The organism is Candidatus Njordibacter sp. Uisw_039, assembly GCF_047730075.1.
Lineage (GTDB): Bacteria > Pseudomonadota > Gammaproteobacteria > Pseudomonadales > Balneatricaceae > Njordibacter.
The window spans coordinates 1148496-1169837 of sequence record NZ_CP159831.1 but is presented as its reverse complement, the minus strand read 5'-3'; the positions used below and the strand labels follow the sequence as shown (position 1 = coordinate 1169837).

Annotated in this window: 22 protein-coding genes; 7 read left to right on the top strand and 15 right to left on the bottom strand. The window is 44.5% G+C overall.

All coding sequences use genetic code 11. From position 1 onward, the window contains the following. Nucleotides 1-67: 67 nt before the first annotated feature. Genes ABXT70_RS05540 through ABXT70_RS05525 form a run of 4 tightly spaced genes read right to left on the bottom strand, consistent with a single transcriptional unit; the run spans nucleotide 68 to nucleotide 4711 of the window. Nucleotides 68-700, bottom strand: a complete 633-nt coding sequence (locus tag ABXT70_RS05540; protein WP_443642178.1) for a 3'-5' exonuclease — start codon at nucleotides 698-700, stop codon at nucleotides 68-70. Next, nucleotides 697-2535 (bottom strand): DUF294 nucleotidyltransferase-like domain-containing protein, encoded by a 1839-nt coding sequence (locus ABXT70_RS05535; RefSeq protein ID WP_443642177.1) that lies wholly within the window; start codon nucleotides 2533-2535, stop codon nucleotides 697-699. Before ABXT70_RS05535 ends, ABXT70_RS05540 begins: the two co-directional genes overlap by 4 nt. Nucleotides 2536-2573: 38 nt before the next feature. After that, nucleotides 2574-4397, bottom strand: a complete 1824-nt coding sequence (locus ABXT70_RS05530; protein WP_443642176.1) for a sodium:solute symporter family protein — start codon at nucleotides 4395-4397, stop codon at nucleotides 2574-2576. 53 nt (nucleotides 4398-4450) lie between these two features. Further along, on the bottom strand, nucleotides 4451-4711 hold the full coding sequence (locus ABXT70_RS05525; protein WP_443642175.1) for a DUF4212 domain-containing protein: 261 nt from the start codon (nucleotides 4709-4711) through the stop codon (nucleotides 4451-4453). Between the two features lie 269 nt (nucleotides 4712-4980). Between ABXT70_RS05525 and ABXT70_RS05520 the strand changes: the two genes are divergently transcribed. Then, complete coding sequence (locus ABXT70_RS05520) at nucleotides 4981-8481, top strand: NahK/ErcS family hybrid sensor histidine kinase/response regulator (protein ID WP_443642174.1); 3501 nt, start codon at nucleotides 4981-4983, stop codon at nucleotides 8479-8481. A 4-nt stretch (nucleotides 8482-8485) separates the two neighbouring features. Here the strand turns inward: ABXT70_RS05520 and ABXT70_RS05515 are convergent, their stop codons facing one another. Together ABXT70_RS05515 and acs are read right to left on the bottom strand one after the other, a co-directional pair. After that, nucleotides 8486-9148: a response regulator gene (locus ABXT70_RS05515; RefSeq protein ID WP_443642173.1), complete on the bottom strand. Its 663-nt coding sequence runs from the start codon at nucleotides 9146-9148 to the stop codon at nucleotides 8486-8488. A 36-nt stretch (nucleotides 9149-9184) separates the two neighbouring features. Beyond that, nucleotides 9185-11125: an acetate--CoA ligase gene (gene acs / locus ABXT70_RS05510; protein ID WP_443642172.1), complete on the bottom strand. Its 1941-nt coding sequence runs from the start codon at nucleotides 11123-11125 to the stop codon at nucleotides 9185-9187. A 174-nt stretch (nucleotides 11126-11299) separates the two neighbouring features. Between acs and ABXT70_RS05505 the strand changes: the two genes are divergently transcribed. The 3 genes from ABXT70_RS05505 to ABXT70_RS05495 are packed head-to-tail and all read left to right on the top strand — an operon-like array spanning nucleotide 11300 to nucleotide 12610. Then, nucleotides 11300-11791: a hypothetical protein gene (locus tag ABXT70_RS05505; RefSeq protein ID WP_443642171.1), complete on the top strand. Its 492-nt coding sequence runs from the start codon at nucleotides 11300-11302 to the stop codon at nucleotides 11789-11791. Beyond that, complete coding sequence (locus tag ABXT70_RS05500) at nucleotides 11778-12377, top strand: transglycosylase SLT domain-containing protein (protein WP_443642170.1); 600 nt, start codon at nucleotides 11778-11780, stop codon at nucleotides 12375-12377. The genes ABXT70_RS05505 and ABXT70_RS05500 overlap by 14 nt, the downstream gene beginning before the upstream one ends. A gap of 14 nt (nucleotides 12378-12391) precedes the next feature. After that, nucleotides 12392-12610, top strand: a complete 219-nt coding sequence (locus ABXT70_RS05495; protein WP_443642169.1) for a YheU family protein — start codon at nucleotides 12392-12394, stop codon at nucleotides 12608-12610. Between the two features lie 17 nt (nucleotides 12611-12627). Here the strand turns inward: ABXT70_RS05495 and tusA are convergent, their stop codons facing one another. Together tusA and ABXT70_RS05485 are read right to left on the bottom strand one after the other, a co-directional pair. Further along, nucleotides 12628-12870, bottom strand: coding sequence for a sulfurtransferase TusA (gene tusA / locus ABXT70_RS05490; protein WP_443642482.1), 243 nt, complete (start codon nucleotides 12868-12870; stop codon nucleotides 12628-12630). Between the two features lie 66 nt (nucleotides 12871-12936). Further along, on the bottom strand, nucleotides 12937-13587 hold the full coding sequence (locus ABXT70_RS05485; protein ID WP_443642168.1) for an alpha/beta family hydrolase: 651 nt from the start codon (nucleotides 13585-13587) through the stop codon (nucleotides 12937-12939). A gap of 98 nt (nucleotides 13588-13685) precedes the next feature. On the opposite strand from ABXT70_RS05485, the gene ABXT70_RS05480 reads away from it, so the two are divergent. Further along, on the top strand, nucleotides 13686-13853 hold the full coding sequence (locus ABXT70_RS05480; RefSeq protein WP_443642167.1) for a hypothetical protein: 168 nt from the start codon (nucleotides 13686-13688) through the stop codon (nucleotides 13851-13853). Between the two features lie 103 nt (nucleotides 13854-13956). Beyond that, nucleotides 13957-14616 (top strand): hypothetical protein, encoded by a 660-nt coding sequence (locus tag ABXT70_RS05475; RefSeq protein WP_443642166.1) that lies wholly within the window; start codon nucleotides 13957-13959, stop codon nucleotides 14614-14616. A 138-nt stretch (nucleotides 14617-14754) separates the two neighbouring features. On the opposite strand, the gene ABXT70_RS05470 is transcribed toward ABXT70_RS05475, so the two are convergent. The 5 genes from ABXT70_RS05470 to recQ form a co-directional block, all read right to left on the bottom strand. Further along, complete coding sequence (locus tag ABXT70_RS05470) at nucleotides 14755-15132, bottom strand: DUF2237 family protein (protein ID WP_443642165.1); 378 nt, start codon at nucleotides 15130-15132, stop codon at nucleotides 14755-14757. A gap of 107 nt (nucleotides 15133-15239) precedes the next feature. Then, nucleotides 15240-15845 (bottom strand): MSMEG_1061 family FMN-dependent PPOX-type flavoprotein, encoded by a 606-nt coding sequence (locus ABXT70_RS05465; RefSeq protein ID WP_443642164.1) that lies wholly within the window; start codon nucleotides 15843-15845, stop codon nucleotides 15240-15242. Between the two features lie 67 nt (nucleotides 15846-15912). After that, nucleotides 15913-16773 carry a tRNA 2-thiocytidine(32) synthetase TtcA gene (ttcA, locus tag ABXT70_RS05460; protein WP_443642163.1) on the bottom strand — a complete coding sequence of 287 codons (861 nt, stop codon included), beginning with the start codon at nucleotides 16771-16773 and terminating at the stop codon, nucleotides 15913-15915. A 5-nt stretch (nucleotides 16774-16778) separates the two neighbouring features. Beyond that, nucleotides 16779-17318 carry a DUF2058 domain-containing protein gene (locus tag ABXT70_RS05455; RefSeq protein ID WP_443642162.1) on the bottom strand — a complete coding sequence of 180 codons (540 nt, stop codon included), beginning with the start codon at nucleotides 17316-17318 and terminating at the stop codon, nucleotides 16779-16781. Between the two features lie 65 nt (nucleotides 17319-17383). Further along, nucleotides 17384-19183, bottom strand: a complete 1800-nt coding sequence (gene recQ / locus ABXT70_RS05450; RefSeq protein ID WP_443642161.1) for a DNA helicase RecQ — start codon at nucleotides 19181-19183, stop codon at nucleotides 17384-17386. Nucleotides 19184-19372: 189 nt separating this feature from the next. On the opposite strand from recQ, the gene ABXT70_RS05445 reads away from it, so the two are divergent. Further along, a complete protein-coding gene (locus ABXT70_RS05445) occupies nucleotides 19373-19999 on the top strand; it encodes a YecA/YgfB family protein (protein WP_443642160.1) in 627 nt (208 codons plus the stop codon). 6 nt (nucleotides 20000-20005) lie between these two features. Here ABXT70_RS05445 and ABXT70_RS05440 read toward each other — a convergent pair whose 3' ends face one another. Then, nucleotides 20006-20632: an energy-coupling factor ABC transporter ATP-binding protein gene (locus tag ABXT70_RS05440; RefSeq protein ID WP_443642159.1), complete on the bottom strand. Its 627-nt coding sequence runs from the start codon at nucleotides 20630-20632 to the stop codon at nucleotides 20006-20008. Further along, entirely contained in the window at nucleotides 20632-21342 is a 711-nt protein-coding gene (locus ABXT70_RS05435) for an ABC transporter permease (protein WP_443642158.1), read from the bottom strand. The genes ABXT70_RS05440 and ABXT70_RS05435 overlap by 1 nt, the downstream gene beginning before the upstream one ends.

Sequence of the window (21342 nt, the reverse complement as noted above, 5' to 3'; positions counted from 1 at the left end):
ACGACTACTGATGTTTAATTTAACGTGAAAGAAACTTAAATACCATTCAAAAACAACACATTATAAATTATGTCAAAAGACTAACTGAACACTTTAAACGGACATAAATAATGGCCGTAGTGATCGCATCACCAAGGGCTGTGTGGCGCCCTAACACGGGCACATCTAAACCTTTAGCAATAGCCTCAAAAGACAAATTAATTTGACAATCGACGCCACCCGTAAGTTGAGTCTTGTTTCGATACAAGTCCATCACGTCAACATATCGATTAGGCATCCCAAAATCAAACAACGGCCTCACATATCGATCTAACACAGCCAAATCGTAGCCTATGTTATACCCTACAATCGGACGGTTACCTATAAATTTAAGCATTTTTTCTAATGCCTCTACCACTGGTAAACCTTCATTTAGATCCATTCGGCGTAGTTTGTGGACCTTTACAGAATCCCTGGGCAAGTCTTTAGGCGGAGACAAGGTTAGGCATAATTTTTCGCTGCTTAATACCCGATTACCTTTAATAACCACCGCACATATAGACAATATCTGTGCTTTAGAAACATCTAAACTTGTTGTCTCAATATCCAAGGAAACCAGCTCTTCCCCCTGGTAAGGCTGAAAAAGATACAGCCACCGACTTTTCAGCCGACGCACCTTCCATACATCTTTAATACGTCGTATACGGCGTTTAATCATCATAAGCCCAAACCTAAACGATACCTTAAAGATAAGTGTTTCTTAAAATCTTTAACCACCTGAAAGGACTGCCTTAACAAATCCTTTTCTAAACGATCCAAAGCACCCAAATCAACATCATTATTGAGATCCTCTACGCTGCACTCCTGCTCCTGTTGATTTAGATGGTGGGATAAGCGAAACCACTGTAATAACGAAAAAGACTCCATCAGTTCACTGCCTAAACGCTGGGGCAGTACACCAAGCTTAACTAAACTTTCAATACGCTTATAGGTGTTAGTTTCCGCCACCTGGTATTGCATAGCTAGCACACGCACACCATGTACGATGGGGAAAATTCCACCCTTTTTAACATCAACCCCAGCTGCTCGATCTCTAATGCCACCCAAAAAGTTCAACGGTGTTTCAAATACCAATGCCACTTCCGCAAACGACGACAAAAACCGCTGCTGTTGCTGCAACTCTCTTAATAACCAGTTGCGACTGGTCTTAAATAAGGCTTTATTGCCTGCCACTGGGTATGCATCCATTGATATTGCTAAGTTAAGTAAACTATCACTGTCGGCCTTAGCAACCCAGTCACGCATCCGCTGAGTCCATGTACTAATGGGCTGCACCCAAAATGGATTATTCACCATCACCTGACCAGGGCACTTTGGATATCCTAGTCCAACCAACGCCTGAGTATAATGTTCCAAAGTTTGCTGACATTCAGGCCAATCTAGGCTGTCGCGCATAATGAGGCCGTTGTCTTGGTCAATTCTTACAATCTGTTCACCACGGCCTTCACTGCCCATAACCACCAAACACACATGAGGCAGTACGTTTTCTGGGACCACTAGATTAAACAACTTCGACATTAGCCTTTTATTAAGTGCTGCCAGTAAGTCCATGGCAAAACGAACTTTGACGCCTTGAGCGTATAGTGACCGAATTAAGTTACCCATATCTCCTGCAGCAGCCTTAAGTTCATCAATACTGGTGGCACGTTCTATACGCAATCCAACTACATGAGAGTGGCTTGAAAAATAGCTCAAGGTGTCCGCCAGATCAATAATGCCATGCAATTCGGAGCCTTGCATGACCACCACCCGATCAATTTGGTGGAGTGTCATTAAAATTAACGCATTAAAGAGGTAATCACCAGACTCAACAGTAATAAGCCGGTAATTGGCAATAACCTGCACATCCGCAGTCACTGGGAGCTTGTCTAATACAATCGCATTTAACAAATCTGTGCGGGTCACTATGCCATAACGTTTACCACGTTGCACCAAAGCACAATCAATCTGCTGGTCACTCATAAACTGAGTGGCATACTCTAAATCAGTGCCCTTTGGCAATAACGAGGCATCCCGCATACACGAACTGTCTATTCGGGCGAGCATAAACTCTGTCATGTTTAGTGAATCATTTTTTTGCTCTAACAACTCATTTTGTAATGACAAATTCTTATTAAAGAAACCACCAAAACTAGCATTACGATAGATAAGATCCAGCAGAATTTTGGTAGGAAGTATGTAACAAATGGTTTCTTCATCTGCCACGAAGTCATGAATTGCACTGCCACGTAAAGCCGACCATGCTCCAAAATAATCATCATTGGTATAGTGCACAAAGGTATGCCCATGGCGCTTATCCACGCTCTGCACATCTAGCTCCCTAACGCAGCCTTTAAGAATGATGTACAAGCCTTCTGGTACATCACCAGTACTGATAATTACTTCACTAGCTTGATAGTAACCAATATCAAGATTATCTTGCAGAAGCGTGTACTCGTCTTCGTCTAACAAATTAAACGGCAAGACATCAGCATTAAACGTATTGCTAGAGTGCATGATTCACCAAAAGACACCCATAAGAACTACCCTGTTGATCAATAGTATGCAGAGCCATTATTTCGTGGCACACGAATATTTTGCACAATTTGCTGAATATGTTTAGGCGGCTCAGGTGTTAGATGAGCCACCAGATAAGCCACAATAAAGTTCAATACCATACCTAAAGCGCCAAACCCTTCAGGGGATATTCCTAACAACCAATGCTCCGGTTCGCCTCCCATAAACTTAAAATAAACGATATAACATAGGGTGGAAATCAAACCTACCAGCATACCGCTTATGGCGCCATATTTATTCATCCGTTGGTAAAAAATACCCATGATGATAGCAGGAAAAAATGACGCACAAGCTAACCCAAATGCCAAAGCCACCACAGCAGCTACATAGTCTGGCGGATGCATACCCAAGTATCCAGCGATAAGCACCGCCACCATGGCTGCCAAGCGCGCAGCCAAAAGCTCTTGCCCATCAGTAATTTGCGGCCGAATAGTTTTTTTCAATAAATCGTGGGATACGGATGTCGCAATAACCAGCAACAATCCAGCTGCCGTTGATAATGCCGCAGCCATTGCGCCAGCGGCAATTAGGGCAATCACCCAGTCTGGCAGCTCGGCTATTTCTGGGTTAGCCAACACCATAATATCTGGATCAACGTATATTTCATTAGCAAAGGGTTGTACTTGTGGGTCAAACTCTCCACTACTTGGGTTAACCACATGACGTTGATTAAAATAAAAGTTCCGCGCCACTTTATCGTCTGCAGCACCCCAATAAATAGGCTTATGTTGACGGCCAGTAAAGGCGTCTCCAGCAGCATATTGGGTACGACCGTCGGCATTATGGTCATACCAAGCAATCAAACCCGCGTTCTCCCACTTTTTGAACCACTGGGGCATTTCTTCATATGGCGTGCCTTTGTTGTCTGCGCCGTTAACAGTTTCAATGAGGTTGATGCGGCCAAAAGCCGCCACCGCTGGTATAGTGGAATAAAGTATTGCAATAAACACTAGGGCCCAGGCTGCTGATATACGAGCATCTCGAACTCTAGGAACAGTAAAAAAACGCACAATGACGTGAGGCAATCCAGCCGTACCAAACATCAAGGCGGCGGTAATAAAAAACATATCTACTTTGCTTTTACTGCCTTCCGTAAAGCTTGCAAATCCGAGCTCCGACACTAAACCATCTAGATGATCCAATACTGGCCGACCATTGTCTAACGTCGCTCCTAAACCAGTTTGAGGCAATAGATGCCCCGTCATTGAAAAGGTCAAGAATAGTGCAGGAACCGTAAAAGCAAAAATCATCACACAATACTGAGCCACTTGCGTGTAGGTGATGCCTTTCATACCCCCTAACACCGCATACACAAACACTACTGCCATACCAATCATGATGCCAGTATCTATTTCTACCTGTAAGAAACGCGAGAAAACGATGCCAGTACCACGCATCTGCCCTGAAATATAAGTGAATGAAATAAACATAACACAGACCACCGCCACTACCCGCGCCACATTAGAGTAATAGCGATCGCCAACAAAATCAGGTACTGTGAATTTACCAAATTTTCGTAAATAAGGCGCCAACAATAGCGCCAAAAGCACGTATCCACCGGTCCAACCCATAATGTATCCACTGGCATCATATCCAGCAAAAGAGACAATGCCCGCCAAAGAGATAAATGACGCAGCTGACATCCAATCAGCTGCTGTGGCCATGCCGTTAGCCAAAGGTGTAACGCCACCACCTGCCACATAAAACTCTCGGGTGCTGGATGCCCTGCTCCAAAAAGCGATGGCAATATAGATAAAAAAAGACCCTACCACAAACAAGTAAGTGAGCTGTTCTAGGCTCATGTTGAATTCCTATTATTAATAAACGAGTAATTGACCACAACCATTACAAGGGCTTATTCGTGCACATCAAACTCATTGTCGAGGCGGCTCATACGCACTGCATAACCTATAGTCAGCACACAAAAAACCAAAATACTCCCTTGATTAGCGAACCAATAGCCCAGTTTAAATCCAAACAAATTGAATTGGTTGAGTTCATCAACAAAGACGATGCCACATCCGAAGGAAACCGCAAACCAAACTACTAGGTAGGAAAAGATAATTTGTAAATTACGGCGCCAATATTGCTCTGCGCTACTGGAATCTTGTTTCATAATAGGCCTTTTTTTATTATTTTTTTTAGGGTTACAATAATAACCATTTGGGGGGTTGAGGGCAACGACATTGTTGACTAAACACTATAACTATGGCTAATCTCTAATCCATAAAAAAATCATTAGACTTTAGTATAGAAACTCAGATAAAAAACATAGGTATATGATTTAAATACACTTTAACAAAAAAAGTTTTAAGGCATAAAACTAGCTAGCGTGTTATAAATACCCTGGGTCTCTTCATCCTATTTTTATACAGTAGGCATAACATGCTCGACATTTGGGTCATTCTATTCATTTCATTAGCCTATGTAGGTTTGCTATTCGGTATCGCTTACTACGGCGACAACCGCCGTCAACATGGTTCGAAATTACTCAGCCAACCCGTCATTTATAGCTTATCCTTAGCAGTATATTGCACTTCTTGGACCTTTTACGGCTCCGTATCACGGGCCACCCAAGGCTGGGACTTTTTATCTATTTACCTTGGCCCCATAGTACTTTTTATCTTTGGCTGGGGCGTAGTTTATAAAATAATAATCATTGCCAAACAAGAGAACCTCACCACCATTGCAGATTTTATCGCATCTAGGTATGGCAAAAGTCGTAGCTTAGCAATCGTCATTACAGTGATGGCTACCTTTGGCATACTTCCCTATATTGCCTTACAGCTAAAAGCCGTGGCCCAAAGTTTTACTATTATGGTGTCAGGTGGTGGCAGCGACGACTTTGGTTCTAGCAATACGGCATTAGTGATAGCCATATTAATGGCCGCATTTGCGATTTTATTTGGTACCCGTCAAATAGACACCAGTGAACACCACCGGGGTATGATGTTAGCCATTGCCTTTGAATCGATCGTGAAGCTTGTAGCTTTTGTTGCGGTAGGCATTTTTGTGACGTTTAGCTTATTTAATGGCATTGGTGACCTCAGCAACCATATAAACGACAGTGGGTTGCAGCAAAAACTAGATGACTTCAACCCATTAAGAATTAGTTTCCTCACCGAAACTTTGCTGGCTTTACTAGCTATGCTTTGCCTACCTCGACAATTTCAGGTGGGTATTGTTGAAAACACCAACCCCAATGACTTGCATACAGCGCGGTGGTTATTTCCTCTCTATTTAGTCATTTTCTGTATTTTTATGCTCCCTATTGCTGCGGCTGGCAACTTTCTTTTTGACGGCCTGGGCATCGCCACAGATACCTACGTATTAATGGTCCCACTTAGCCAGGGGGCCCACAGTTTAGCTACCTTAGCGTATATCGGTGGCCTTTCCGCTGCCACGGGCATGGTTATTGTTGCCACAGTTTCTATAAGTACAATGATTTGTAACGACATCATCATGCCTGTGATCTTCCATTTATCACCGCTACAAGCATCTGAAGATAAAAACATTGGTCGCTTATTGCTGAGGGTTCGCCGCGTGGTCATTATTGCTATGTTACTGGCAGCCTATGGCTATTTTTTGTTGATCGGCGACGGCAAAAGCTTAGTATCTTTGGGTTTAACGGCGTTTGTTGCAGTGGCCCAATTTGCCCCAGCGCTGATTGGTGCCGTGTTTTGGCGCCAAGGTAATCGCTATGGAGCATTAGCAGGCCTAGGTATCGGTTTCACCGTTTGGATTTACACCCTTATGGTTCCAAACCTCAGTGGTCTAGGATTTGATACCTTAAGTTTGGTAGAGCAAGGTCTATTTGGTTTAAGTTGGCTCAGGCCCACGTCTATGTTTGGGCTTAATGGGTTTGACCCAATCACTCACGCCACTTTGTTATCCCTGAGCTTGAATACGTTGGCCTTTGTATGGGTATCTCGATTGACTCAAACCGGCTTGCAAGATCGAATTCAGGCCGACCATTTTGTCGATTTAAGGTTAAGCCACTCTATCGTCACCCCTGAGACTGGTTTCGAAAACACTCGCTTTAGTGACCTTCAAATCCTTTGCGAACGTTTTTTGGGATCAAATCGCACCCATGAGGCCTTTCACCAATTTTCCCTTGCACAAAACCGAGAACTTAACCCCAACGACCCCATAGACCAACCTCTAGCCACCTACGCCGAACGTCTGTTAGCAGGTATTATCGGGGCATCCTCAGCACGAATCATTGTCGCTTCTAGCTTGCTGGGTACTGAAATGCACCTAGGTGACGTGGTATCCATTGCCGACGAAGCTTCAGCCCTTTACAAATTTAATCGTTCCATGCTGCAATCCACAATTGAACACATTGACCAAGGTATCAGTGTTGTGGACAAAGACATGCGCTTAGTGGTTTGGAACCAACGTTATCAAGAAATGTTTCAATTTCCTGAAGGTCTTATTACCATCGGCAGGCCTATTGTGGACGTCATTCGGCACAACGCTATTAACGGAGACTACGGCGCAGGAGCCCTTGAACAACGAGTTGAACAGCGACTAAACACCCTGCAACAAGGCATTACCAATACCCACCTGCGCTATAGAGCTGATGGTGCAGTGTTTGAAGTACGAGGCAATGCCATGCTAGGAGGTGGATACGTAAACACCTATATGGATATCACCAACCATAAACGTACCGAAGCTGCCTTAAAAGAAACCAACGAAACCCTAGAGCAGCGGGTAGAAGACCGCACCAAAGCGTTGGTAGTGGCCAACGATCAATTAAGCCGAGCCAAAATAGGGGCCGACCAAGCTAACCAAAGTAAGACACGATTTTTAGCAGCTGCCAGCCATGACTTAATGCAACCTCTTAACGCAGCAAAATTATTTTCTTCGTCTTTGGCGCAGCAGCATCCTACGGGCGAACTAGCCAATACCCTGCACCACCTAGATGATTCCTTAGGGGCTGCTGAGGAACTCATCAGCACTTTGATTGAAATTTCTAAGCTAGATGCAGGCACTCTTTCTCCCAAACTGAGCCATTTCCCAATTGACAAAATGTTACAGAAACTAGCCGCTGAACTCACCTTGTTATGCCAACAAAAAGGCATTCAGTTTAGCTACGTCCCATGTCATGCAACGGTTCACAGCGATGAACAACACTTACGTCGGATCGTGCAAAACTTTCTAACTAATGCCATGCGTTATACACCAAAAGGTAAAGTCCTACTGGGCTGCAGACTAAAGCAAAATGCCATCGAAATTCAGGTTTGGGATACGGGAATCGGCATTGCCCCACAAAAGCTCAATGAAGTATTTGAAGAGTTTAAACGCCTAGATCACCCTGCCACCCATAGTGTAAGGGGGTTTGGCTTGGGACTAGCTATAGCTGACCGTACTGCCAGATTATTAGATCATCCTTTGACGATCAAATCGTGGCAAGGTAAAGGTAGCTTATTTGGCATCATTGTACCTCTCGGCGATCGCCAAAAGGTTGTCACTAAAGCCACAACAAATAACCAATACGGTGGTGGGGAGGGAGGTCTAACAAATATGACCGTGTTGTGTATCGACAACGAAACATCCATCCTGCTGGGAATGAAGCAATTATTAAGTGGCTGGGGGTGCACAGTAATAACTGCCCTTAACATGTCTCAAGCATTGCAGCACCTAGTAGACGCAGACGTACAGCCTAATGTTATTTTAGCCGATTATCACTTAGAGCAAGGACAGACGGGTACGGCTGCTATTGCTAGGATCAGGCAAGTTTACCAAAGCCAAATACCGGCTATTTGCATTACTGCGGATCGCACTGAAGAAGTGGCTAAGTTTATAGCAGACGAAGATACGCTGCTACTGAACAAACCCTTAAAGCCTGCAGCGCTTAGGGCCACCCTAAGCCGCCTAAGGTAAAAACTTACTTAACAGGCTGATCTTGAGGGTGTTCAATACGTAAATGGCCAGCCATAATCACTGCCTGAGTTCTGCTATATACCCCAAGCTTGCGCAATATTGCGGTTACGTGGGCCTTAATAGTAGCCTCCGAAACACTGAGTTCATAAGCTATTTGTTTATTAAGCAAACCTTCTGTAAGCATTACCATCACCTTAAACTGCTGTGGTGTTAAGCTAGATAGCTGATCGGCAAACTTACTGTCCTGGGCATCCATTTGTTGGTTTACTTCTGGTAAGTCTGGCGGCAGCCATTGGCCGCCGTTAAGCACTATCTGAATAGCGTCAATAATATCTGTCATAGAAGACGACTTAGGAATAAAACCGGCTGCACCAAAATGCATAGCACGGTGAATGACACTGGCCTGTTCATTGCCTGAAACCACCACCACTGGCACGCTTGGAAAATGCGTACGCAAGTAAATGAGTCCAGAAAAGCCATTGGCACCAGGCATATGCAGATCTAACAGTACCAAGTCTATTTCATTACGCATTTGGTGTTCTAAGTGTTTCAGGTGCTCTGCTTCTAACACGTTAGCACCTTCCACTTGAGCACCAATAGCCTGAGTTAACGCCACCCGAAACAACGGATGGTCATCAGCTACGATAATGGTGTAGCTATTAGACATAAACGCACCTCCTAAAACATGTAAAACACTATTAAGCTATTTGGTGCAGCGATTATCAATGAGCTCAGTCACCACACTTGGGTCGGATAAAGTCGACGTATCCCCCAATTCACCATAATCGTTCGCTGCTATCTTACGCAATATACGACGCATAATTTTTCCTGAACGAGTTTTTGGCAAGTTAGGTGAAAATTGGATTAAATCCGGTGTCGCAATCGGACCAATCTCTGTTCTGACCCACTGCCTCAGTTCCTTCAGGAGTTCAGGGCTATTATCAACGCCATCTTGCAAGGTGACATAACAGTAGATACCTTGACCCTTAATTTCATGGGGATAGCCTACCACTGCAGCTTCACACACTGACTTGTGGGCGACCAAAGCACTTTCTATCTCAGCCGTGCCCATACGATGACCAGAAACATTGAGCACATCATCCACACGCCCTGTGATCCAATAGTAACCGTCTTCGTCACGTCGTGCACCGTCACCTGTAAAGTAATAGTTTTTAAAGGTTGAGAAGTACGTTTCTTCAAACCGCTCATGGTTACCCCAAATAGATCTGGCCTGGCCTGGCCAACTGTCTTTAATAACAAGGTTGCCTTCAGTTGCACCTTCTAGCTCACGGCCTTCATTGTCGACAATTGCTGGTTGTACACCAAAAAATGGCAAGGTTGCTGAACCTGGCTTAGTATCCACAGCCCCTGGCAACGGCGTAATCATGTGCCCACCAGTTTCCGTTTGCCAATAGGTATCAACTACTGGCACATCACCCGTGCTAAAGATGCGCCTATACCAAAGCCACGCTTGTGGATTTATAGGTTCGCCCACACTACCCAGAACACGAATACTAGACACATCAGAGCCTGATAAAACATCATCGCCATGTTGCATCAACGCACGTATAGCCGTTGGGGCTGTGTAAAACTGATTAACCTTGTGCTTTTCAATCACTTGACCAAAACGTGCATTAGTTGGATAGTTTGGCACACCTTCAAACATTAGTGTGGTGGCGCGGTTAGCCAGTGGCCCGTAAACAATATAACTGTGGCCAGTAATCCAACCAACGTCAGCGGTACACCAATAAATATCACCTGGCTTATAATCGAATACCATTTCGTGAGTCATGGCGCTCCAGACTAAATAGCCTGCCGTGGTGTGCTCTAACCCTTTAGGCTGACCGGTAGAACCCGAAGTATAAAGAATAAAAAGCGGGTCTTCTGCCGCCATCACTTCGGGCTCATGATAGGTGGCAGCGGGAGCAACAATATCACCATACCAAACGTCTCGGCCTTGCACCCAATTGATATCAGCCCCCGTGCGTTTAACCACGATTACTGTGTCCACACAATCAACATTGACTAGACCGGCATCTACGTTAGCTTTAAGGCCAATTGTTTTGCCGCCACGCAAGCCTTCATCAACGGTGATGACGATATTGCTATTAGCACCTTGTACTCGGCCAGCAATAGCATCAGGAGAAAAGCCACCAAAAATTACTGAATGTACAGCACCAATGCGAGCACAAGCTAACATGGCCACTGCCACTTCCGGAATCATTGGCATATATAAGGTGATGACGTCGCCTTTCTTCGCTCCTTGGGCCAGCAGTGCATTACTAAACTGACACACTTCCTGATGCAATTCTCGGTAACTGATATGGCGCGACTGACTTGGATCGTCGCCTTCCCAAATAATGGCAATTTCTTCACCATGGTTTTCTAAATGGCGATCTAAACAGTTCGCGGCCACGTTCAATTGACCGTCTGCATACCACTCTATGGAGACATCGTTAGGTGTAAACCGGGTATTCTTAATTTTAGTAGGCGCCTTAATCCAGTCAAGTCGCTTGCCCTGCTGGCGCCAGAATTCTTCTGGTTCTGCAACAGACTGTTGATACATCGCTTCACGTTTTTGTTGGTTCAAACCAGAGGTTTGAGCAATCAATGCATCTGCTGGATATGTCTTCACTTCACTCATTTAATGGTTCCTAATTTGTAGGGCAAGAGGTTTAACCTACTATTTATATCAAGTTGTGGGCCATATTAAAATACTACTTTGGCTTAATATTGGTCTTCATCTGCTAAACTTATCTTGCCTTGCGTTAAGGCATACGCCATCATTTGATATTATCTACTCTAATTATTATCCCTAATGCCTATGATCGATCTAAGCCTAGCGTTATTTATTGCTGTTGAAACATGTCCAGAACCACCTTACTACCCCATTGTAGCAGCTTGGACCCTGCCCGATGGGAGTATTAAGTCTAGCCTCATTTTAGCGGATGACAACTGGCCGCCACACCTGTGTTATAGCGATCATATCAGTGATGAAACCGTCACTGCCCTAGGCCACTCAGTAAAAGACGTTTTATTGGAGATGAATGACGACTTAGATGCCAGTCATGTGGTGGGCCATGGTGATTTCTCACCAGCCCAAGGCCTAGAACATTTAGTGGACGCGTTGGATATTGAACTAGCGTTTGAAATCTCCACCAGCCAGCAAGACATTAGGGAGCTTCTCGGCCATGACTGGCGTGATGAATTACAGGATTTAGCCCATGAAACGGGCTTAGACCTATTACAAGCCGAAGACCAAGTGCGGCTCATGCAACTGTGTTGGGCCAGACGTAGTGATATACTCTAGAGCTTTTTTATCAAGCCTACTTTTACTGTTAGTGAGTGCATGCAGCACCATAGGCGGAACCACTGGTAAACCGCACACGCCAGATAACGTGTGCGGTATTTTCGCGCAGTTTGAAAGCTGGCAAACCAGCGCCATTGCTTCTGAACAACAATGGCACATTGATCAGTCTATTAGTATGGCGTTCATAAAACATGAATCAGGTTTTAATGCCACAGCAAGACCGCCCCGCAAAAGGATATTAGGCATTATTCCAGGCCGCCATCTTTCCAGTGCTTATGGCTACCCCCAAGCAATTAACGGTACTTGGATATTGTACAAACAACTGACCGGTCATAGCGATGCTCAACGTACTAATTTTAACGACGCCATTGACTTTGTAGGCTGGTATAACAAGCGCTCCGTGCGTCTCAATAAAATACACCCAAACGATGCTTACAATCTGTACTTGGCTTACCACGAAGGCAATGGTGGTTTTGCCAAAAAATCCTACTTGGCTAAGCCCTGGTTATTAAACGTAGCCAAAAATGTTGCCAATCAAGCGCAGCGTTATCGCAGCCAGCTAGATTTTTGTTCACCTAAAAGTTAACAACGGATTTATTCATGATCGTGCCTTGGCAAAATATAAATGCAGATACTTTAAACCACTTATTAGAAGAGTTCGCTAGTCGCGATGGCACAGACTATGGCGCTTATGAGACCAGCTTGGCAGATAAGGTGGCTCAGCTGCAAATACAGCTACAACAAAAACGAATCATCGTGGTGTACAGTGAGCTCCATGAATCCGTAAATATCGTACCTGCCGAACAGTTTACTGACTAATCTGCTATTAGCTGATGTCAGCCACCTTTGCGAATAAGGTACTGGTACTGAGAGTCTGCTTCTCCCTGCTCAATTAATTCGTGGCCTAAAAACAAGCAAAATTTAGGAATATCTCGGGTCGTTGAAGGATCTGTAGCCAGCACTTTAACTACATCCCCAACTTTAATATCTTTAAAGGTGCTGTGCAGCATCATTACGGGCTCTGGACAAAATAGCCCTGTGGTGTCTAATAATTTGTCGATGTTGTGGGAGTCTTGCATCACTATTTATACTCTGCAATTACCAATGTTCAAATTTGGCCGTCATCAATTTAAACTCATTTACACCTAAGTGTCTCTGCATTTTAACGTGCACCGAGCCCATAGCTCAATGTCTAATACCGATCGTTCAATAGCCTGAATTTGACTATAGGGTGAAGCTTTAAACGGTTTAAAGCTATGGTCCACATCAGAAAGCCAGCACAAGTCGATGTGTGCAGGCAATTTGTAACCCAATACCTCATCATAACAGCCCAAACCATCTCGAGTACCCTGAACAATTAGCCCTGGTTTATGACTGGTTAACAGATGCTCTACTCGTAACGTTTCTGGTTTTCGCTGGGGGTGAAAAGGATAACCTAACGCAAACCAACCCAAAGCGTTTGTCTGTTCCACTATCAAACTAGCTACACGACCTCCCAAAGACTTACCCCCTATAATTAAAGGATCAGGTAAGGCCAGTTCGTTGAGCAATGCCAGTAACTCAAGTTCGAGCTTAGCTACTGCTGGCGGCGGCCGCTTAGTACCTGTCAGTTGGATTTGTTGCATATAGCCAAAATTAAACAAATACACGGTGAAGTCTTTTGAGACCATTGCAGCTACTACAGACTGCATAAACTCATGATTCATACCTATACCAGAACCATGAGCAAAAACCACATTAACCGCACCGGAACCATATTTCTGCACTGGGCCAAAACCTGTTTCAATACATTCCATAAACAACCCTTAAATGATACAAAACAATTAGCCAACAATAACGCCATCACATAGAACAGCTGCAGCTGCTTTAGCAATGGCCTCTGGTGCAGACAAGTATGTCAACTACTCCAGCACTATTACTTAGAGATGACTTCAACTTGATTCAAGTAGGATTGCGTAAAGCCCAACAAACCCATACTATCATGCAGCGAAACTTGACCCGGGCGCTGCTGTACAATTTAATCGCACTGCCCTTAGGCACCGCAGCCATTATTCCTCCTTGAGGAGTCGACATTGGTATGTCTGTGAGTACATTAATTGTTGTACTCAATGCCACGCGTTTTAAATCGATAAAACGCATTATAACAAGCACACAAAGGATTCATAATGAGCGACACCACACTCGTAAGCGCAGAACAACTCACCAGCCTAATACAAAGGGTGGTTGCCAGCCGCGGCTTTAATGTAGATGACCAAAACACTGCAGGCCACCGAGCTACTTTTGCCATGCAACACGGCTTGGCCAACAGCGATTTATTAGAAACCTCTTTGGCAGGCTTAGATGCCAGCATCCGAGCACCTAAATTACTAGTAGAGAGCAAAGACAGCCTTATTTATGATGCCTTTGGCCAACCAGCTTTAGTGCACATTGAAGCCATCTTTAAACATGCCGTAGACAAAGGCATCAACGAAATCCGTATACACAAAACAGCCTGTGGTGCTTTTGCAGTGCCTGCCATTGCCCGTTACTTAGAGCAACACGGAGCAAACGGTCAAAGCGTATGTATCTACTTCAACAACTTAGAAGGTGGCATGCGCCGTTTTGACCTAACATCACAAGGCCATCTACGAGGACTGCTGCAGCCGAGGGAACGTGACCTAGCTTGGAACGAAGTGCGCATTACCATAGGCCCCGCTCCAGCAGATTGCAAAACTGTTGCTGGCACTTCAGACATAGAAGCGTACCGCACTCGTAGTGATACTAATGGCATAGGAGTGCGCACCACGCTATGGAATCGCATGCAAGAATTGGCGGCAAGCCACTAACAGACTGTTGTATGGGCATATGCTAGGTGCTTAAAACGCTTCATCTTAAGTACAAACACTAACTGCAGGTCACTTTTAGGCTTTCTAGCCCTGCAGGGGGAATGATGTTGCGTTTTTTGAACTTGGGTAAACATATAGCTAGTTTAAATCTACCGCATATTTTTTAAGCAGGGCCATGGGCACAATCTCCAAAGCCCTGATATGGGTACTTTGAAGATATAGTCTTGGAGCCATACCATTTTTCTCTGCCTCTAACCATCGCCCAGCGCATACACACCAACTATCTCCAGGTCCTAAGCCTTTAAAATTAAATGCAGGCACAGGGGTAGATAAATCATTTCCTTTAGATTTTGAATATTCTAAAAACTCCTGCGAAGTTTCGATACAAACTGTATGAGAACCAAAGTCATCTTTACACGTATTACACGCGCCATCTCGGTAGAACCCAGTGATTGGATCTATTCCACAGATTTCTAATTTTTCACCAAATACGTTAATCGGTTCATCCATTTTCATTATTCTAATACCTTTGTTTTATAACTAATAGAAAACTAACGCCTAAATTTTTGGTAAATTCAAGTGCATTAGAAAGTGATTCCGAACATGCACTTGTTACGAATTTACTATAAATCGCGCTGATAGCGAGCCACCATGTCTGCTTGAGCTTCTGGCGTATCATTTACTGAAAGTTGGTCATTCATCATTTTCCCAATAGTCGGAAATGCTGCACGATCAACCTTTGATGAAGATGCCCACAGTTCCGAACGCATTAACGCCTTGGCACAATGCAAAAACACTTCCTTAATGGTTAGCTCGATACACGTTTTTGGAGGGTTAGGATAATTGGAAAATAAGTTTAAATATTCAGCTGAGGTGGAAATACGAGCCATCCCATTAACTCTGAGTGTTTCGTCAACGCCTGGTATTAAAAACAGGCAACCAAGATCACCCGTTTCAACGATATTAACGAGGCTATCTAAGCGGTTATTACCTTTTCCGTCAGGAAAAATTATGCAATTCTCGCTCAACACTTTAACAAATCCAGGCTTTCCCCCACGGGGAGAGCAATCGACTAAACCAGTTTTCGAGCGGCTAGAAATAGTGACAAATGGAGAGTGTGCTATAAAGTTAATGGAGTGCTGCTCTAACGAAGGTAGCTGTTTGTCTTTAGCACGCCCCTTTGGGATGCCATAAATTTCTCTAAGTTGTTTTTCTGATTCAATGTACATAGCTATCCATGATACTTAACAGTCTATTTACTAGGCTCCTTAGCCCAACACCATGACTTCATCATTATTAGAGCGGCAAATTGAGCAGTGCCAAATCCACTTCTTCACATACTTGCTCATTACTTAAGCGTTCTGTTTGTTTAAAGTTGTGCAGACGGGTATCCATAAGGTGAGACGGCACTACGTTTTGGAGTGATTTAGTCATACTTTCTATGCGACCTGGGTGATTTTTTTCCCAATCTCGCAACATGGCTTTAATGTGCTGGCGTTGAAGGTTATCTTGGGAGCCACATAGGTTACAGGGAATAATAGGGAAGCCCTTCAGTTGTGAGTACTCTTCTATGTCTTGCTCACGGGCATAAGCCATTGGACGAATTACAGTATTTAACCCATCATCGCTTAATAAACGCGCAGGCATAGCTTTAAGCTTGCCACCGTGGAACATGTTTAACAACAAGGTTTCTAAAATGTCATCGCGGTGGTGGCCTAAGGCAATTTTAGTAATACTGCGTTCTTGAGCAAAGCGATACAAGGTGCCACGGCGCATACGCGAGCATAAACCACAGGTGGTTTTGCCTTCTTCAATCACAGATTTCACCACACTGTACGTGTCGCGCTCAATAATATGAAAATTCACACCCACTTGATCTAGGTATTTTGGCAATATATGTTCTGGGAAATCGGGTTGTTTTTGGTCTAAATTAACAGCCAGTATATCAAAATCGATGGGGGCACTTTTTTGTAGCTGCATCAATATGTCGAGCATGGCATAAGAATCTTTACCACCAGACACACACACCATCACCTTGTCGCCCTGCTCTATCATGGCGTAATCATCGATGGCTCGGCCCACGTCATGGCGCAAACGCTTTTGTAGCTTTTGTTGACGTTTAGCATGGTCCTGAGCATTAACTTCTGGATAGGTCACGAGGGTTACCACATTAAATCATCTGGAATAACAAAATCTGCATAAGGATCATCTTTATCTGCAATGGTATCTGTTGCAGACTCAGCACGAATAATGAAGGTATCTGGTGCACGTTCTTCAATACGCAAGGCAACGTTTGCGGGTACCACAGAATAGTGATCATCTAACCCCACAATAACCAGCGAGCCACGGCTTAAGGCAGCTTGCTGCATGGCGTTAACGTATAGTTTTTTAATAGCTTTACCATCAACAAAATTGTAGGTGACTTCACCACCCGTTAAGTCTAGTCGACAGCGTTCTAACATTTGTTTAACTTGAGCAATCACCGCTCGGTCTTGATGTTGCGCGTCACGCTGGGCGTTCAGTTGTTTAGAGCGACTTGCTTGTGCTTGTTTTTCGCTAAAAGCACGTTGCGCTGCGGTTTCGCCCACATCAACACCTTTGCGCACATCTCGAGTTTGTTTCTTTTTTGACTTAGTAGCTTGCTTAGATTGCTTTTCGTTGGCCAAACCGGCCTTTAGCAACTGATCTTGTAAACTGGCCATTAATGGCTTCCTTTAGAATAATAGTATAAGCCTTTTCGGCTGATTAATAATTTTACCATAGCTGACTAGGTGTGTTGTTGAATTAAAGCTAAAAAGTCATCCCCGTAGCGGTCTAGTTTCTTTTCACCCACACCATGTACGTGGCTCATCTCCAAAAGCGACTGAGGTTTTGCATGCAGCATTTCTAACAAAGAAGAATCACTAAAAATCACGTAAGGTGGTACCTTTTGATCTTGTGCTAAGGCCATACGCAACTCCCTGAGTAACTGCCATAAATCCATATCGACATCGGCTATTTGAAGTCGTGCTTTGGCTGCTTTTGGTGTCTTAATAGACACCTTACGATCAAGCCGCAGTTGTAACTTTGCCTCACCTTTAAGTAACGGTCTGCAAGGTGGTAATAAGCGCAAACCACCATAGTTTTCTGGATCACTTGACACTAGGCCCAAAGCCAGCAGTTGCCGATACACCGAACGCCATTGTTTTTGGTCCAACTCCTGACCTAATGCGAAGGTGGATATTTTGTCATGCCCTGAGGCTTTAATTTTGTCTGTGGGCTTACCCATTAAAATGTCGATTAAATGGGCTACGCCATAGCGTTGGCCGCTGCGGAAAATACAAGATAGTGCCTTACGAGCCACTTCGGTGCCATCAAACGTAGCTACAGGTTCTAAACAGTTATCACAATTGCCACAACTACTGGAAGAGGTTTCGTTAAAATAGCTTAGAATGGCTTGCCTGCGGCAATGGGTAATTTCACACAAGCCTAACATGGCATCCAGCTTGGATTGTTCTGAACGCTTAATACCCGCGTCCATATCTGTTTGTTCTAGCCGTTGTCGCAGCCACATTACGTCTTGGAGGCCGTAAACCATCCATGCGTCTGCAGGTAAGCCATCACGCCCAGCTCGGCCTGTTTCTTGATAATAAGATTCAATACTTTTGGGTAAATCTAAGTGCGCCACAAAACGTACATTAGGTTTATCAATGCCCATACCAAAAGCAATGGTCGCCACCATCACTAAGCCTTCTTCATTGAGGAATCGCTGTTGATTATGAGCTCTTTTCTCTGGTCCCAATCCTGCATGATAAGGCAAAGCCGCAACACCTTGCTCTACCAGCCAAAGGGCCGTTTCGTCTACCTTTTTGCGCGACATACAGTATACGATGCCAGCATTACCTTGGTGCTGTAGTTGCACAAAGTCCAATAACTGTTGCTTACCTTTTTGCTTTTGCATTATACGGTAACGAATATTAGGCCGATCAAAACTGCTGATGTATTGTTGCGCTTGGTTCAGGCCCAAGCGCTTTACCATTTCCTGCTGCGTAGGCCTGTCTGCAGTGGCAGTGAGCGCCATTCTAGGGATATGTGGGAAATTTTGTTGCAAACATTCTAGCTGAAGGTATTCGGGCCTAAAATCATGCCCCCATTGAGACACACAGTGAGCTTCATCAATGGCAAATAACGCCACCTTACAAGACCTCAGTAAATTCATACATGCATCAGTCATCAAACGTTCAGGCGAGACATAAAGTAAGTCTAGATGGCCATTCAATGCTTGTTGTTCTATTTCATCCTGCAGCTGCCAATCAATACCAGAATGTAACGCCTGCGCATTCACTCCCAGTTGTTGCAAGCTGGATACTTGATCTTGCATTAATGCAATCAAAGGTGAGATCACTACCCCAACACCCTCTCTAATGAGTGCTGGGATTTGATAACAAATGGATTTGCCACCACCTGTGGGCATTAACACTAACGCATCGCCACCATCGATGACATGTTGGATTACGTCCAGTTGGTGGCCACGAAAATATTCGTAGCCAAAGAGGCTGTGCAGGAGCTGTTGCGGAGTGTCATTCATGGCGCGCTATTATCCTCGAAGGTAGCGCTACTGTCACCCTTATAACAAGCCTAGATGTGACTCAATGGCAAAAATGCAAGCTGGCTGACGACACAGCCTGCCCAGACTGGACTAGGCGCCTAGTTTGGTAGCTGTTAATGCCTACCATGAGTTACAATGGCTGACATTTACTTGATTGAGTGACACCACATGTCCAGCACTCGCGACCCGTTAACGGATAGCCAAATAGACCAGCTCGATGCATACCTTTTGTCAGACAAGGTGCAAGAAGAAGCCCTAGATTACATTGCCCTCCATGGTTACCTTTGCGCCTTGGCCATCAGTCCAGCGCCTATGTCAGAGCATGACTGGTTAGAGCAAGTTATGGCTGAAAAACCCGTTCTAGAAGACAGTGCTGAGCGCCATGAGATGCTCAACTTAATACGCCAAGAATTTGCCTTTTTGCAAGAATGTTTAGAATCTGACCAAGACATTGATCTGCCATGTGATCTCACCCTAGAACTAGACCAAGAAGACGATTGTTTACTAGAATACTGGGCTCAAGGATTTATGGAACTTATATTTAGCCAAGAAGATGTTTGGTTTTCTGAACAAGAAGAGGATGTAGCTGAATGCTTATTACCTTTCATGTTAGCAGCTAAATTAGATGAAGACGAAGAACTTGAAGAATTACGTCGCCAGCCTGAGTTTTGCCAACAGTTGTGTGAGCAAATTCCAGAATTACTACAAGATTTGTATTTGTTGTTTCGCGTACCTACCGACAAACCGAAAAGTGGTTACTCTGGCAAAAAAGCTTCGGGGCCAAGCAAACACTAAGACTCCCTAAATCTGGACTGTAAGCTTACCTGCGGCTAACAACCAGTGCTGATTACACAATTTAGTAAGGGCGTTGTCTTGATGGCAAGAGAGTAAAATGCCGGTGCCACGCTGGTGCAGGTCTTGCAGCATCTCTTCAATGCGCGTCACCGATCCTGTGTCCAAGTTACTGGCTGGCTCATCAAGCAAAACTAATGAAGGATCTAATACTAAGGCCCTAGCCAAAGCCAAGCGCTGACGCTCACCACCAGAAAGCAAATGGGCTTGACGATATTGCAAATGATCTAAGCCCGCCCAAGCCAAAGCTTTATCCACTTTCTTAGTATTTTTTTCCCGTCTCATACGTAAACCATATTCCACATTACTGCGAACATCCATGTCGAAAAGGTAGGTGTTTTGATGTAAATAGATGACGGCTTGTTGACGCACACTTTCCCCTACTATAGGAATACGCCTAACTTGACCTGAGGTAGGTTTTTGTATGCCAGCCATGATTTTCATTAAGGTGGACTTGCCTGCCCCGTTAGGACCATGCAGGTGCACTGCATCTTTACTAACAAGTTGCAATTTATCGATGACAAACAAGTCCTGTTCACCGTACCGATGACAAATTTGATCTAGCTCTAAGCGCATTAGGTGCCATGCCTCAGAACGCGACTGTGACTCTGCATCCAGCCTAGACTTACATTAAGTGTCAAAGCCAGCACCAAAAGTACAATGCCAAGGGCAACGCCTTGTACAAATTCACCTTTGCCTGTTTCTAGGGCAATGGCGGTGGTGATATTACGGGTGTGATGCAATATGTTGCCGCCCACCATCATGGCACTTCCCACTTCTGCAATAATACGCCCAAAGGCTGTGACCACTGCTGCAAGTAACGCAAAACGCACTTCAAATAATAATGTAATGAAGGCCTGCCACGGATTAGCACCCAGGGTTTTGGCAGTTTCTAATACGCGGTGATCTGCGGCTTGGAAGGCACTTAAACTCATTGCCACCAATAATGGAAAACACAAGAGGATCTGGCCAATAATCATGGCTGGTCGAGTGAATAGAAGGTTGAGATCACCCAAGGGACCAGCGCGGGACAAGAGCATATAGAGCACCAGTCCAACCACTACAGTAGGCACTGCCAATAAACTATTTAGCACACTAATGGCAGCCCAACGGCCAGGAAAACGAAAATAAGCCAACATAAAGCCCGTGCTCAATGCTGGCAATAAAGCAATCAATAAAGCGCTGGCCGAAACACTAAAAGACACTCCAACGATCCCCCACAGTTGAGGATCTCCACTCAAGAGTTGGGCGATAGCAGTACTACATGTAGTCCAAAGATCATTCAT